The organism is Streptohalobacillus salinus, assembly GCF_003201605.1.
GTDB classification, from domain to species: domain Bacteria; phylum Bacillota; class Bacilli; order Bacillales; family Amphibacillaceae; genus Streptohalobacillus; species Streptohalobacillus salinus.
Window position 1 is genome coordinate 74,399 of record NZ_QJJR01000005.1, and the last position, 14,123, is coordinate 88,521.

Annotated in this window: 12 protein-coding genes; 3 read left to right on the forward strand and 9 right to left on the reverse strand. The window is 37.3% G+C overall.

The window, feature by feature from the left end:
* Positions 1-87: 87 nt before the first annotated feature.
* From DES38_RS12055 to DES38_RS06190, 3 genes are all read right to left on the reverse strand, one after another.
* Positions 88-999 carry a glycine betaine ABC transporter substrate-binding protein gene (locus DES38_RS12055; protein WP_211305834.1) on the reverse strand — a complete coding sequence of 304 codons (912 nt, stop codon included), beginning with the start codon at positions 997-999 and terminating at the stop codon, positions 88-90.
* Positions 1,000-1,068: 69 nt separating this feature from the next.
* The gene (locus DES38_RS12060; protein WP_211305835.1) at positions 1,069-1,911 is read right to left on the reverse strand and encodes an ABC transporter permease; all 843 of its coding nucleotides are present in this window, start codon (positions 1,909-1,911) and stop codon (positions 1,069-1,071) included.
* On the reverse strand, positions 1,904-3,100 hold the full coding sequence (locus DES38_RS06190; RefSeq protein WP_110251234.1) for a quaternary amine ABC transporter ATP-binding protein: 1,197 nt from the start codon (positions 3,098-3,100) through the stop codon (positions 1,904-1,906). Before DES38_RS06190 ends, DES38_RS12060 begins: the two co-directional genes overlap by 8 nt.
* Before the next feature lie 345 nt (positions 3,101-3,445).
* Between DES38_RS06190 and DES38_RS06195 the strand changes: the two genes are divergently transcribed.
* From DES38_RS06195 to DES38_RS06205, 3 genes are all read left to right on the forward strand, one after another.
* Complete coding sequence (locus tag DES38_RS06195) at positions 3,446-3,928, forward strand: GbsR/MarR family transcriptional regulator (RefSeq protein ID WP_245881971.1); 483 nt, start codon at positions 3,446-3,448, stop codon at positions 3,926-3,928.
* 202 nt (positions 3,929-4,130) lie between these two features.
* Positions 4,131-5,075 carry a peptidylprolyl isomerase gene (locus tag DES38_RS06200; RefSeq protein WP_110251236.1) on the forward strand — a complete coding sequence of 315 codons (945 nt, stop codon included), beginning with the start codon at positions 4,131-4,133 and terminating at the stop codon, positions 5,073-5,075.
* A gap of 156 nt (positions 5,076-5,231) precedes the next feature.
* Positions 5,232-6,461: an HD domain-containing protein gene (locus DES38_RS06205; protein WP_245881972.1), complete on the forward strand. Its 1,230-nt coding sequence runs from the start codon at positions 5,232-5,234 to the stop codon at positions 6,459-6,461.
* A 230-nt stretch (positions 6,462-6,691) separates the two neighbouring features.
* On the opposite strand, the gene DES38_RS06210 is transcribed toward DES38_RS06205, so the two are convergent.
* The 6 genes from DES38_RS06210 to DES38_RS06235 form a co-directional block, all read right to left on the reverse strand.
* Positions 6,692-7,243 (reverse strand): GbsR/MarR family transcriptional regulator, encoded by a 552-nt coding sequence (locus DES38_RS06210; RefSeq protein ID WP_110251237.1) that lies wholly within the window; start codon positions 7,241-7,243, stop codon positions 6,692-6,694.
* Positions 7,244-7,291: 48 nt separating this feature from the next.
* Positions 7,292-10,120, reverse strand: a complete 2,829-nt coding sequence (locus tag DES38_RS06215; protein ID WP_110251238.1) for an ATP-binding protein — start codon at positions 10,118-10,120, stop codon at positions 7,292-7,294.
* Complete coding sequence (locus tag DES38_RS06220; protein WP_110251239.1) at positions 10,107-11,333, reverse strand: metallophosphoesterase family protein; 1,227 nt, start codon at positions 11,331-11,333, stop codon at positions 10,107-10,109. The genes DES38_RS06215 and DES38_RS06220 overlap by 14 nt, the downstream gene beginning before the upstream one ends.
* Positions 11,334-11,457: 124 nt before the next feature.
* Positions 11,458-12,723 (reverse strand): ABC transporter permease, encoded by a 1,266-nt coding sequence (locus DES38_RS06225; RefSeq protein WP_110251240.1) that lies wholly within the window; start codon positions 12,721-12,723, stop codon positions 11,458-11,460.
* A complete protein-coding gene (locus tag DES38_RS06230; protein ID WP_110251241.1) occupies positions 12,716-13,615 on the reverse strand; it encodes an ABC transporter ATP-binding protein in 900 nt (299 codons plus the stop codon). The genes DES38_RS06225 and DES38_RS06230 overlap by 8 nt, the downstream gene beginning before the upstream one ends.
* Before the next feature lie 191 nt (positions 13,616-13,806).
* Positions 13,807-14,061: an HPr family phosphocarrier protein gene (locus DES38_RS06235; protein WP_110251306.1), complete on the reverse strand. Its 255-nt coding sequence runs from the start codon at positions 14,059-14,061 to the stop codon at positions 13,807-13,809.
* Between the last annotated feature and the right edge of the window lie 62 nt (positions 14,062-14,123).

A 14,123-nucleotide genomic window follows, 5' to 3' on the forward strand; every position in this document is an offset into this window, starting at 1 on the left:
AAATCATACATTTGTTAAAGAGATCAAAAAATAATGCCTGTAAAGAGCAGTTGCTCTTTACAGGCATTTAACTTTTGTTCGTTTAAATTATTCTACGCCTTCTAACCATTCGTCTACAGCGTCACGATTGTTTTCAATCCAATTAGCTGCAGCTTCTTCTGGATCAGCGCCTTCTGACATTTCTAGCATGACAGATTGCATATCATCAGCTTCCCAGTAGAAGTTGTCCATGATTTGGTATGCGGCAGGTGAATCTTCTTCGAAACCTTCACGAACCATTGTTTCGATTGTTTCAGCACCACCAAATGTACCTTCTGGATCTTCTAAATATTTAAGATCATATGCAGCGAATTTCCAGTGTGGCGTCCAACCAGTAACAACGATTGGCTCTTCATTGCTGTAAGCTTGATCTAGAGTAGTAGTCATCGCACCACTAGAAGAAGTTTGCACTTCCCAATCAGCTAAATCATAATCTTCTAAAGCTTGCTCAGCTGCTTGTACAACACCAGCACCTGGTTCAATACCAGTGATTTTACCATCAAAAGCTTCTGTGTGATCAGCTAAGTCACCAATTGTGTTTACATCTTCCATATAAGCTGGTACGACTAAACCAATTTTCGCACCTTCTAGGTTAACACCTAGTTCAACTAAGCTATCTTTGTTAGCTTCATAAAGATCACCGTGAGTTCCTGGTAACCATGCAGCTACCATACCATCAGCATCACCATTCGCTACAGCTTCCCACATAATAGCATTGTCAAGACCTGTAACATCTACATCATAACCAGCCTCTTCTAATACTAAAGCAAGAACGTTTGTAGAAGCGATTTCTGAATCCCACTCAACGTAAGCTAATTCAATTTCTGTTTCTCCTAAGTTACCTGTATCTTCGTCTGAATCACCATCAGTATCTGCACTGTCGTCCCCACATGCAGCAAGTACAAGTGTAAGAGCTAAAACTAACATTAAACCAATATGTTTCCATGATTTTTTAAACATTTGACTATCTCCCCTTTTTAAAAGTTTATTTATGGTTAGCTTTTCAATGAAGAAAAGTTGCCAATAAGATTATTCTTCTTTCTTGTAGATATTTTGCGTGAAACGGTCCATAATAATCGCTAAAATAACGATTGAAATACCTGCGACGAAACCAGCTCCTGCTTGAGAGCGCTGTAGAGCAGATACGACCGGGTTACCTAAACCAGGTGCACCAATCATTGATGCGATTACCACCATTGACAAGGCTAACATAACTGTTTGGTTAATACCAGCCATAATGGTTCCTTTTGCCATTGGAAGCTCTAGCTTGAATAATTTTTGTGCGCCAGTAGAACCAAATGCCTCTGCGGCTTCTTTAAGCTCTTGCGATACTTGTCGAATACCTAAGTTCGTAAAACGTACGGTTGGTGGTGTCGCAAAAATAAGTGATGCGAAAATCCCTGGCACCATACCAATACTAAAGAACGCAACGGCAGGAATTAAGTAAACGAATGCTGGCATGGTCTGCATAAAGTCTAAAATCGGTAAAATAATTTGTTCTGCTACTTTACTCTTAGACATCAGAATACCAACGGGTACACCTACCATAACTGATAGTAAACTCGATATTAATACCAACGTAAATGTTGACATCATTTCAGTCCATAAGTCTTGATTTTGAATTAACAGAAGTCCAACTAAAGCAAACGCTGCTAACCCAAATCTTTTTCCGGTTATAAAGAAGGCACCTATAACTACAATAACCATAATAATGATTGGTGGAATGGCGCCAAGCATTTCAGCTACCCATTCAATAAAATCACCGAATTCATTTTTAAGTGGATTAAAAATAAAAGCGAATGTTTCAACAATCCAATCGACTAACTCATCTACCCAATCCGATAATGGAATTTCAGGAATAAAATCAAACATCTGTATTCACCTCACCTTCACCAGCAATAGCAGCTAATACTGAACCACGAATGATAATACCTACTAATTTACCATCATCAACGACTGCAATTGGAACCGGTGTATTATAAACAATAGCAATAATTTCTTGCATGGGTGTGTCACGCTTAACTTTTGGAACATCTGTTTTAAGAATTTCCTTTAAATCTTTAATTTCTTTCTTGCGTGCTTCAGATGCATCATCGGCAGTAACATACCCTTTAAGTTGACGATTACTATCGACAACATAGATGCTTGATAAGGCTTCTTCACCCATACGCTCTAAGGCAACACGCGGGCCGTGTTTTTCAATATTAATTGTCTCAGGACGAACCATAATATGTTCGGCTGTTAACACTTTAGAACGGTCAACATCTTCAACAAAGCGCTCTACATAATCATTTGCTGGATTTGTAAGAATATCTTCCGGTGTCCCGATTTGAACAATCGAACCATCCTTCATCAATGCAATACGGTCACCGATACGCAACGCTTCATCTAAATCGTGCGTAATAAAAATGATTGTTTTTTTCATTGTTTGTTGTAAATCTAGTAACTCATCTTGCATGTCTTTACGAATCAGTGGATCAAGTGCTGAAAATGCTTCATCCATAAGTAGTACTTCAGGATCATTTGCTAACGCACGGGCTAAACCAACACGTTGCTGCATCCCACCTGAAAGTTGTCTCGGATACTGGTCGATATAACTTCCTAGACCAACTAAATCAAGTGCTTTTTTTGCTTTTTCAGCTCGTTCTGATTTGTCCATCCCTTGTACTTCAAGTCCGTACTCTGCGTTTTCTAATATCGTCCGGAACGGAAATAAACCGAAGTTCTGGAAAACCATACTTAGTTTTTCACGACGAACACGACGTAGATTATCTTTATCCATCTGTGCTAAATCTTCACCGTCTACCATTACACTACCTTCTGTTGGTTCAATTAAGCGATTGATTAATCGAATCAGTGTTGACTTACCACTACCTGAAAGTCCCATAATAACGAAGACTTCTCCAGCTTCAACTTCAAAACTGGCACGGTTAACACCTACTGTATCGCCGGTCTTATCTAGAATTTCATCTTTCTTCTTACCTTGGTCCAACATTTTCAAAGAATCTTTAACATTTTTACCAAATATCTTCGATAAATTTTTTACCTCAATTACTGGCATATTCTTCACCTCTCTTAAATAGATATATTATGACTTTGTAATTGAACGAATTCATTTACTTGTACCCGCTAGGGTTGTTTATAAACACATTCAACATAATTACTTTTTGTCCGCATTGAACTACTCTATTATCTTAACCTGTTTTGTGTCAACAACTCAAACGTCAAATTCGGTTGAATATGTATGTATTATACGTACAGTTTAAACTGTACAAACAAATCGTAACTGATACTTACAAATGCTCTTGTTTCCTCTGCTTTTCTACCCTGCCCAACGTTTCCATTCTTTGGTGATATCAGATATGCTATAAATAGCTACTTATATAGAAGAGAAAGGAGCATTGACATGGCAACTGAATCACACATTACAGATGAACTCGTAAATGAGTTTTCAAAAACAATTGAACTTTTTGATTTATCCCCGAGTGATTCCCGACTTTTCACCATTTTATTTTTAAATCACCAACCAATGACATTGGATGAAATGAGTCAAACCACTGGAAAAAGTAAAACTTCAGTAAATACTGGCATCCGTACACTATCCGATTTAAACCTCGTTAAGCAAGTCTGGAAAAAGGGCGTCCGAAAAGATTTATACACAACAAATGATGATTTATTCCAACGCTTCATGCATTATTACTTAGACAAATGGATCTCACACACAACAATGCAAAAGCGTCGTTTACATGCAATTGAATCAGAAATTGAAACACGACCTCAAGGGGATATTATAGAAGATAAAGTGAAGAAAATGATCGATTTTCATCAGTTACTCGAAACATCTTTTTCTAGATTAAAAGAAACTTGTGAACATATGGAAGAACGCTAACCCTCACCTATTTGATACAATCAAATAGGTGTTTTTTATTTTTGTGACTATTCTGATCCCTCTATTCTGATAAAAAGTTCGAAAATATTATGTAAAAACATAGGAAAAGAACAATCTTCGTCTCATTTAAAGTGAAAATATGATATATTAACAATTGAGAATAAATAAGGGATGCCCTTAAAAAATAGTAGGAGTGTGTTTAATGAAAAAACTAGCAATCGCAGCAACGATTTCTGTTGGACTAATCGGATTGTCTGCATGTTCAAACGAAGACCCAGAGGTTGTTGTAGAGACAGCACAAGGAAACATCACAAAAGAAGCATTTTACGAGGAGTTAAAAGATACAGCTGGTGAAGCAACCCTTCAGCAAATGGTTTTAACAACAATCCTTGAAAGCAAATACGAGATTGATGAAGATCTTGTAGAGGAACAATTTAATACTTATAAAGAACAATACGGTGACATGTTTGAGATGTTGCTGCAACAACAAGGTATCGCTTCTGAAGAAGCATTTAGAGAACAATTACGGATGCAACTGCTTCAACAAGAGGCATTAACCGAAGATATTGAAGTAACTGAAGAAGAAATCGAAGCGCAATATGAGCGCATGACAACGGAAGTTGAAGCAAGTCATATTCTAGTAGAAGATGAAACATTAGCAAATGAATTGTATGAACGTGTCATGGATGGCGAAGATTTTGCAGCGCTTGCAGAAGAATATTCAACGGATTCAGGTTCAGCTGTTGAGGGTGGTTCTGTTGGTTACTTTTCTCGTGGTCAAATGGTCCCTGCCTTCGAAGAAACTGCATATAACTTAGAGATTGGCGATATTTCAGAACCCGTACAATCTGATTATGGTTACCATATCATTCATGTTACTGATGTTCGTGATGTTGAAGGTGATGTTGAAGCACTTGAAGATGTTCGCGATCAACTCGAACGTGAAATTGCAAGCACTAAAATAGATGATACAAAAGCACAAGAAACGTTCCGTCGTCTTTTTGAAGAAGCTGATATCGATGTTCAAATCGAACAATTCGAAGATATTTTCGCATTCGAAGACATTGAAGATGTCGCAGAAGACGCAACCAACGGAACTACTGATGAACAAACGGAAGAATCAACAGAAGATACAACAGAAGAATAAAACACTTCAGATATTTCGGAAGCATACCAGTTGGTATGCTTCTTTTTTTGCGCTACTATGAACTGAAACCAAAGGCTACTGTACAGTCTTAAACACTTCAGTTAAAATGGTATCAGATTAAGCTATAATGACTAATCATATAAGAGGAGTGAGACCGTGAGTATACATATCGACTATTTCTATCAACATATCGCTTTTGATTTTGAGTTAACTGATGACATTAAGCTGCAACGCGATAAACTGTCTATCCCTAAGTTGCCAAATACAGAACGATTATTTTCAATTGATAATTTATCAGCTGGAGACCGTGTTGAAGAACGCTTTTTAATTAATGAGCATGCTGTAAAATTAACCAAAACAAATAAACAATTTTTAAAAGTATCATTAAGTAACGCTGGTGGGATGGTTCAAGCTAAAATGTGGGATAATAACGGCGCTGTTGATAAAAACCTGCCTGCACTAACGCAACATCGTGTCTTTGATGTCGAAGGTGTTGTCGATGAGTATAATAACATCAAGTCCTTAACAATTAATAAGCTTTCACCTGTAGAAGCTTCAATTGAGCCATTCAGCTTATTACCTTCTACAGACGAATCTTTAGAAGCATTAGCTACAGAACTTCTATTTCATATTAGTAAGATAGAACAGCCCTATCAAACTTTTGCTCATCAGACACTTAATCAATTTTGGGATGATTTTGTTCTCGCCCCTGCTGCCAAAGGATATCATCATAACTATCTTGGCGGCCTGCTGAAACATACAGTAGGTCTACTGCGGTTCACACATTACATCACGAATCATGCCAAAGGTCCTGTAGCTGCGATTCTCACCTTGATTCAACTTGTCGAAAAAGCATATAAAAAAGAAATTTATGATTCATATAACGCACCAGAAAAAATAAACCGTCCTGTTTGGAAAGATACCATTGATCACTTATACAAGATGTTGGATGGTTTGCAAGCGTTAGGATCAGACGCAATAAACTTAAATCATCTGATCACGGCGATACTTTATCATGATTTGGGCAAGTTATTAGAATATGATTATGCAGGAAAAAGCTATCATGCTTTTTCGTTTTTATATCCTCACGCCGACAGTACGGAACTTAAATCGCGCTTACAAGGCGGAATTGGCATGGATGCAATCGGTTTACTAGTCGGACATATCCCTTACGGTGTGCTCTTATTACAAAAGATGCTCGAACAGACTCAGGTTAACCTGACACTGACTGATATTCACCGGATTAATCACTTAATTCTTTGTCATCACGGCTTGCCCGAATGGGGTTCTTGCGTTAGACAACCTGAAACAGCTGAAGGGTTTTTGATTCATATTGTTGATTATTTAGACAGTCGTTATGAAAATGTGGTTACCCAATCAACTTAATCACAAAACATACCAAAACACACGAATATATTAAAAAAGACCCGAAAGCGTGGACCTTAACTGGCCGTTGTTTTCGGGTCTATTCCTATTCTGCTCAACTATTTATAATGATTTTTACCGATTTTATCCAACCGTTCATATTGTTCTTCTCCCACAACCCAAAGGCTGTAATACGATTTGATTCAAGGAAACAATGATTTTACGTAACTAGTATTCATCGATCCATACAATCACTCGTCAAGTTCTTTTGGAATCAACTCAAATATTTCGCCTGACTCGACAACTTTAATAAAACGCATCAGCCAACGGTAATAATTCTGCGCATATTTTAACCGATCAATATCTCGGTCAATTTTTTCTAATAGGACTGTATCATGAATCGATGATTGAATCTTTCGTAGTGCGGAAATTGCTTCTTCCGCTTCTTCAATATTTGATTCCGTGTGATGGCGCCACCGATTACTAAATAATGAGGTAAATGACTTATACCAATCTTCTTCTGATTTATATAAATCTTTACGTTCACCTTTTTTAAATGCAGGCTCAACCATCTTCATTTCTGTGAGCGCTCGCACACCTGTTGACATACTTGTCTTGCTCATACCTAGCGCTTCGCGCATTTGATCAAGTGTCATTGGCTCATCGCTAAAAAATATCTTTCCATATAACCGACCAATGGATGGCGTCATCCCATATAAATTTATGTTCTTCGCAATCACCTGAATAAACCGATCAATTGTTTCATCATACAACGCATATTCTTGATCAAGGGTATCGTTCATTGTCAATCCTCCATTTCAAACGACCTACTCATCCCAAAAAATATAACTTTAAGTTAATTCAAACAGCTGACAATAATCGCTGCTTACTTCTTCATTAGTAAAATAAAAAATTTGAGTCGTATATGTCGATAAATAGTTTATTAGTGCTTTCTTTCGCTCTGGGTCAAAGTGAACAAAACTATCGTCAATCAACGTTGGCAGCTGCATCTGGTCTTTTAGTGCATAGGCAACAGAAAACCTTAAGGCCGTTGCCAACTGATCAAGCGTTCCTTGTGATAATACATAAACAGCTAGCTTCTTCTCACCGTCAATTACGACGAATTGTTGACTAACATCATCAAATTGAATTGCTTGGTAACGTCCCTTAGTCATGCATTTGAACAAATCGCTCGCTGACTCAAGAATGATTGGTAAGTAAGCCGTTTGAAATGCAATTTTTGTTTTTAACAGTGCATCATAGCTTAACTTATAGACAAGATATTGTTTTGCTTGTTGGTTAAATGCTTCACGATGGGCACTATATTTGAATTTCAGGTTACGCATCGCTGATGATGTTTCCAATTGATTAATGCTAACGTTAAGATTAGCAATTTTTTCTCTAAGCTGATCAATCATTTCTTCTAAAACAATTGTATCATTTTTTAATGTTTGTATTTCTGTTTTTAAAACCGCTTCATTCAGCGAAAAATCTTCTAACAGTGATTCTACCTTCTCATCACTCAACCTTAATAACAACCGCGTTTCAATGTCGCGTTGCTTTTCCAAAAGTTCTTCTTTTTCTTTTGTCTTTTGATAGTGATGGGTAAACATTTGCTCGTTGTGCACGGCTTTTTTCGCAAACCAATCGTCTAATGATTGACTTAGTGGAGTAACTTCTGTAGTTACTCTATTTAAATCATTGCTTATCGCTTCTAGACGTGCAACAACTTCCTTTTCTTCCTGCTTTTTATGAACGAGCTCCACCCATTGGCGACGTAATATTTCTAGGTGATGGGTGACAGATTCAGTGGGATAGTTATCAACCCATCCTTTACTGTCATCAAGAAAGGCTTCTATCGTTTCATCAATTGTTTTAAGTTCCAATGATCGATTGATAAGTTTCTCATGATCTTGCTGAACTGTTTTCAAAACCGCCATCAACTCTGCCCGTGCACCAATTGGCGTCGCCTTTAAAAAAGGGAACCGGGTTAAATAGTCCGTGATTGCTTCGTTAAGTCGCATTTGTTTTTCTTTAATAATTTCAAGCGCTAATTCTTTTTGTTGCAGGTTTTGTTCAAAGCTTTCCCATTCATAAGTTAGACGCTCTAGTTTAGGTTTAGCCGATTTATGCTGTTCCAAAACCTCAAAATCATGAGTTGACCTATCTTTTTCGATTGATTCCGATTTTTTTTCTGCAAAAACATTGCTCGTAGAAAGATACGCAAGAACACGGTTGATTATTCCATAAAAAACCAGCAAACTCAGCATCACCAGTGGTGACAAATATTCAAATGCATACAATAGACTCGATATAATGACAAACAATAAACCCACCGCTAGATCGAGCCGTTGATTTAGAAATGGTTTATCTCTCTGTGATTCAGTTTGACTCAGATGCTTTTCCAATAATCGTTCTCTCGTTTCACTTAACACGAGGGGTTCTAGTTCGTGGATCTGATGCGTGATTGTATCACCCGTCACTGCCAAATTCTTCAGTTCCGAAATAACTTCAGCATAATTATCACTTAATTGCCGATGCGTTTGGTCTAAACGTTCGAGATCTTTTTCAATACCATAATCTAGTTTAAGTTCAGCAATCGCTTCAACAGTTAGATCGACAGATAGTATCTCCATCTGTTGGTTTATTCGACTGGTGACCTCAGCTAATTCTGCTTTTTTTGATTGTTTAGTTGCCAATAACTCACGTATTTCAGATTCCTGATTAACATAGCTATGTAACGCCGCTTCATGAGTTTTTGATACCTGCTCTTTTTCAAGTAATGTTTTTCTTTTTTTGACTGCAGCTTGTTGATGCAAGAGAGATTGCCTTTCTGTTTCAAGCGGCTCGATCGCTTCAACTAACTCGTCAACAGCCTTTTTTTCTTCTTCTGAGATGGCTTTTATGTTTAGACTTTCAATTTTCGCTTTATTAATATGGTATGTCTCAAATAGACCATAAGCATTTAACAAACTTTCTGCCGTTTCACGCGCCTCTTTTTTTTCTGATAATGCTTGATATGTTTCTTTCAACTCACGGTCCAACCCCTGTCTATCATCCAGGTAGCGTTGGTATGCTTCTTCCTCACTCGCCAACCGCTCTAGCTGCAGCTTTTCATCTTCAAGTTGAGATAGGTGCTGATTGAGGACTGGATTCGTCCCTCGCTTTTTAAATAAATCATCAATTTTTTGTTTTAGTTTCTTCTCTGCGTGATAAATCGCATCCGTTCCTGACATACTGATACTCAGCAGTAATTCACCGATATCTTCAGGTTTTATATTTGTGTCTTGTTGTAAAGCAAACACATCAAAATGATAAACACGATCAAAGAGTTCCCGACTGACACCGGGCAAATGGTTCTTATAGAAATCGTTGCAAATGGTGCCATGTTGATCCGTCACAACGAGTTGGTGTGTATCACGTTCGGTACGCTCTAACACATATTTTTCTCCATTTACTGCTACAGTTAAGCTCCCACCAAAAATCGTTTTCACTAACGGTTGATATTTTATTAACTCAGCTTTTGTCAGCCCAAATAAAATATAGGTCATAAAATATCGCAAGGTTGATTTCCCTGACTCGTTCATGCCTTTAAAGACAACGAGCGGGGAATCATCAATTTCAAAAGACTGTTGATACAGCTTACCGAAACCGTATATTTTAATTTTAGTTATTCTCATTAATTTCCTCCCCCACAAGGATCGCTTTAACTACAGCTAAAGCTTCTTCTTCTATTTCAATTTCTTCTTCAGTCGTTAACTCATCTAGGAAATGCCGGGCCCGTTGATGGCGCCAGAGTGATCCCTTTGATTCATTTAGCAAGTCTGTATTAATATTCTCTCCTAAAGTTTTTAAAAAAGGATCATTAACTGTTTTGTTTTTTTCAGCATGGACGTTTAGTTTAATATCAATAATGTACGACCAATCTTCTCGATTGATCTGACCCTCATTGAATACATTGATGATATCTTCAATATCTGTATAAGCATCACCTTGAAAAAGATTAGCTGTCACATTTTTTAATGTGATCGTGTACAACGTCTTCTCCTGTGACTCAGGTATATTTTCTAGCAAAATACTATAAAGCTGACTAAAAGAAGTCATCTCGTCAACTGCAATGTCAACGTTAACAAATTTTAGCACTTGTAGTGGATGAAACGTTAGTGTTGTTGTCGTATCTGTTAGTTCAACAATATAACACCCTTTTTCTCCCGTTTCTTTCTTTGAACCCCCTTGAATATTACCAGGATAAACAACAAACGGATTTTCACTTAATGTCAGCCGTTTATGAATATGACCAAGCGCCCAGTAGTCAAAACCGGCATCCTTTAATTGTTGGAGTTGAAACGGTGCATATGGGGCATGTTCTTCATAGCCACCTGCACTACCATGTAGCATGCCAATATGATAAGGAACATGATCAGCGTATTTAAATTCAGTAGCCATGTTTTCTTTCACTGCGCGTTCTTCGTAGCTAAAGCCATGAATTCTCACAAGTGGTTCTTGATTACGTTGATAATAAAAAGAAGTAACTTTTTGACGAGAAAAGACATGACAATGTTCAATATCAGAAAAGTGCTGCTTGATTGTTTGATTATAATCGTGATTACCAAAACTAATGTATGACGTAATCTCTTTCTCACTTAATTTATGTAATAGTTGTTTAAAGCGAACCTCAGCATACAACGAAGGATAGACCTGATCAAAAATATCACCAACAAATAAGACAAAGTCAACTTGTTCATCGATTGCTAAATTAATTAATCGTTCTAGTGCAATAAAGGTGCTGTTTTTGATTGCTTCATAGATTGAAGGTGATACACGTTGTATCCCTTTAAATGGTCGGTCTAAGTGTAGATCAGCCGTATGAATAAATCGGACAGTAGGTCGCATCGTTTCATCTCCCTTCCTTTCTATATTGTACCAAAGAACACATGTTTTCTACAGAACGTTTCAAAAAAACCTAATAAAAAGTGCATGCCCCCTGTCGAGGCATGCACCGTTTTAGTACCTTCGTTTACTTATCTTTTTTCCCAAGTTGTAACGCATGTTTAAAGTCTTTCAATTTAACACCTGTACCATACATCAAGACACCGCCACGATATATTTTCGCACCGAGATAACCTAACACTGCAATTGTCGCTACAAGAATTCCAATACTCAACATAACTTCATAGAATGGTATATTTAGTAGCCCCACACGTAAAAACATTACCAGTGGTGCAAAGAATGGAATGAATGATGTGATTCTAATAATCTCAGAATCCGGCATATCTAAACCAAACATTGACAGCATGAAGGCGATAATGACAAGTATAATCACCGGGAACATTAATTGTCCAACATCTTCCATTCGACTTACCAAAGAACCGAGCATCGCTGAAAGTGTGGCATACAATAAGTAACCTAACAAGAAAAATACAATCGCATAAATATAGGTTGCGACTGGAATATCATTAAAACCAAAGAATTCAAAGAATTCTGCATCAAGATCTGCTTGACGTTGTTCGATCATAAAGAAAGCCGCTAATATTAAGATGCTAATTTGTGTTAACCCTAGCAGTGCAATCCCACTTATTTTGGCAAACATCTGTGACACAGGTGACGAGCTCGAAATAAGAATTTCCATGACGCGTGATGTCTTTTCGTTAGCGACATCTGTTGCGATCATCTGTCCATATGTCAGCACAGCAAAGTAAAGTAAGAATAACATCGCATAGACCAGTCCCCGTGCACCACTTACTTCTTCTTCAGTGCGTTGTTCTGAACCGCCAGGTGACTCAATCGCTGCTGTTTCAAAATTGACCGGTTCATAAATTTCGTTAATAACAGCTTGACTGATCCCTGCTTCCTCAGTTAGTGCAACAACTTTGATTTGTTGGAGCTGTTGATTAATATCATACTCTAAACTATTATTTAATAGCTGTTCAGTATAAAAAGTTGCCTGAAAAGGGGCACCTTCCGTGATATGCAATACTGCTGCATACTCACCATCAATGACTTGTGTCTGTACGTCTTCAAGTCCATTATCAACCTGTTGGTATTGAAAATGACTGAACTCTTCACCAGTCATTTCAATTAACATTGTTCCGACACGATTCGTTTCGTCTACAATCGCAACAACATCTGTCTCCTCTTCACCTGAATCAAATAAACTGATGATGCGATCAATATTGCCAATTGCAAATATAAACACAAGAAAAATTGCCGTTGTGATCATAAACGATTTTGATTTAAATCTGGTCATGAATGTTTGTGCTAAAACAACCCAAAATTTAAACATAGCTCTCACCTACCTTTTCAATAAAGATATCGTTCAATGAAGGCTCCAATAAGTCAAATTTGCGCACAAATCCCTTATCTTGGATAGCTGTTAAAATAGTTTGTGAAACAGATTCATCTTCTATCTGCAAACGGACGCCCTCTGTGACTTCTTTTGCTTTTAATACACCCGGAATCTCACTTAAGAAATCCAAGTTGAAATCAGCATGAATTAATAAATTCTTTTTACCGAAACCACGTTTGATGTCTGTCAAAGCACCGTGCACGATTGGTCGACCATTTTGCATAATACATAAATGTTCACATAATTCCTCAACCGTACTCATTTGATGTGATGAAAAAACGATTGTCGTACCTTTGTTCTTCAACTCAATGACTGCATCTTTTAATAATTCAACATTAACCGGGTCAAGCCCAGAAAATGGTTCATCGAGAATAAGTAATTTAGGCTGATTAATTACACTAGAGATAAATTGAATTTTTTGTTGGTTACCTTTTGATAATTCTTCAACCTTTTTCTCTAAATAGCCTTCAATTTTAAAACGCTCTAACCAATAATTGAGTTCTTTTATTACCTTTTTCTTATCCATACCTCGCAGTCTTCCCAAGTATACCATTTGTTCTTTCACTTTCATTTTTGGATACAATCCGCGCTCTTCAGGCAAATAACCAATGTAATCCGTTTTAGAATAATCGATTACTTCATCATTCCAACGGATTTTCCCTTCTGTTTGATCAATTAATCCTAAAATCATTCGAAAAGTCGTTGTTTTACCTGCCCCGTTTGCTCCAAGGAAGCCGAATATTTCCCCTTCTGGGATCTTAAGCGACAATTGATCTACAGCGGTAAATTTTCCGAATTTCTTTGTGACATTGTCAATCTGTAGCACCATAACATTGCTCCTCTCATCTTATCGGCGTTTTACGCCTTTAATTATTCCGTTATCGTCTGTTACGCACACGTTCTATTGTAACGGAAACGAATTCAAATAACTAGTGGATTCCTACATATTTTCATATATGTAAAAAATCAGTAATACCGATTACGGTATTACTGATTAAGACGAAAAATATTACGAAACAGTTACGTTTTCTCTAAAAAATCAACTAATCTTTCAATAGCTTCTTCTTCATCTGCACCTTCAGCTGTCAGAGTAATTGTTTCACCACTTGTGATAGCCAAACTTAAAAGGCCCATTATACTTTTCGCATTCACACGACGTTCACGCTTTTCCAGAAAGATTTCTGACGCAAAGCTATTCGTTGTTTGAACGAATTCTGAAGCTGATCGTGCTTGCAATCCAGGTTCAACTTTAACGACTACTCTTTTTTCAATCATCCCACTAGCTCCCTTCGGCTCATCATTCAGCGTACCTGCTAACATATTCGTAGTATACCCAT

Bases quoted from the DNA above. Each gene is read 5' to 3' on its own strand.
- DES38_RS12055 (WP_211305834.1), bottom strand. From the start codon at position 999: ATGTTTAAAAAATCATGGAAACATATTGGTTTAATGTTAGTTTTAGCT.
- DES38_RS12060 (WP_211305835.1), bottom strand. From the start codon at position 1,911: ATGTTTGATTTTATTCCTGAAATTCCATTATCGGATTGGGTAGATGAG.
- DES38_RS06190 (WP_110251234.1), bottom strand. From the start codon at position 3,100: ATGCCAGTAATTGAGGTAAAAAATTTATCGAAGATATTTGGTAAAAAT.
- DES38_RS06195 (WP_245881971.1), top strand. From the start codon at position 3,446: ATGGCAACTGAATCACACATTACAGATGAACTCGTAAATGAGTTTTCA.
- DES38_RS06200 (WP_110251236.1), top strand. From the start codon at position 4,131: ATGAAAAAACTAGCAATCGCAGCAACGATTTCTGTTGGACTAATCGGA.
- DES38_RS06210 (WP_110251237.1), bottom strand. From the start codon at position 7,243: ATGAACGATACCCTTGATCAAGAATATGCGTTGTATGATGAAACAATT.
- DES38_RS06215 (WP_110251238.1), bottom strand. From the start codon at position 10,120: ATGAGAATAACTAAAATTAAAATATACGGTTTCGGTAAGCTGTATCAA.
- DES38_RS06220 (WP_110251239.1), bottom strand. From the start codon at position 11,333: ATGCGACCTACTGTCCGATTTATTCATACGGCTGATCTACACTTAGAC.
- DES38_RS06225 (WP_110251240.1), bottom strand. From the start codon at position 12,723: ATGTTTAAATTTTGGGTTGTTTTAGCACAAACATTCATGACCAGATTT.
- DES38_RS06230 (WP_110251241.1), bottom strand. From the start codon at position 13,615: ATGGTGCTACAGATTGACAATGTCACAAAGAAATTCGGAAAATTTACC.
- DES38_RS06235 (WP_110251306.1), bottom strand. From the start codon at position 14,061: ATGATTGAAAAAAGAGTAGTCGTTAAAGTTGAACCTGGATTGCAAGCA.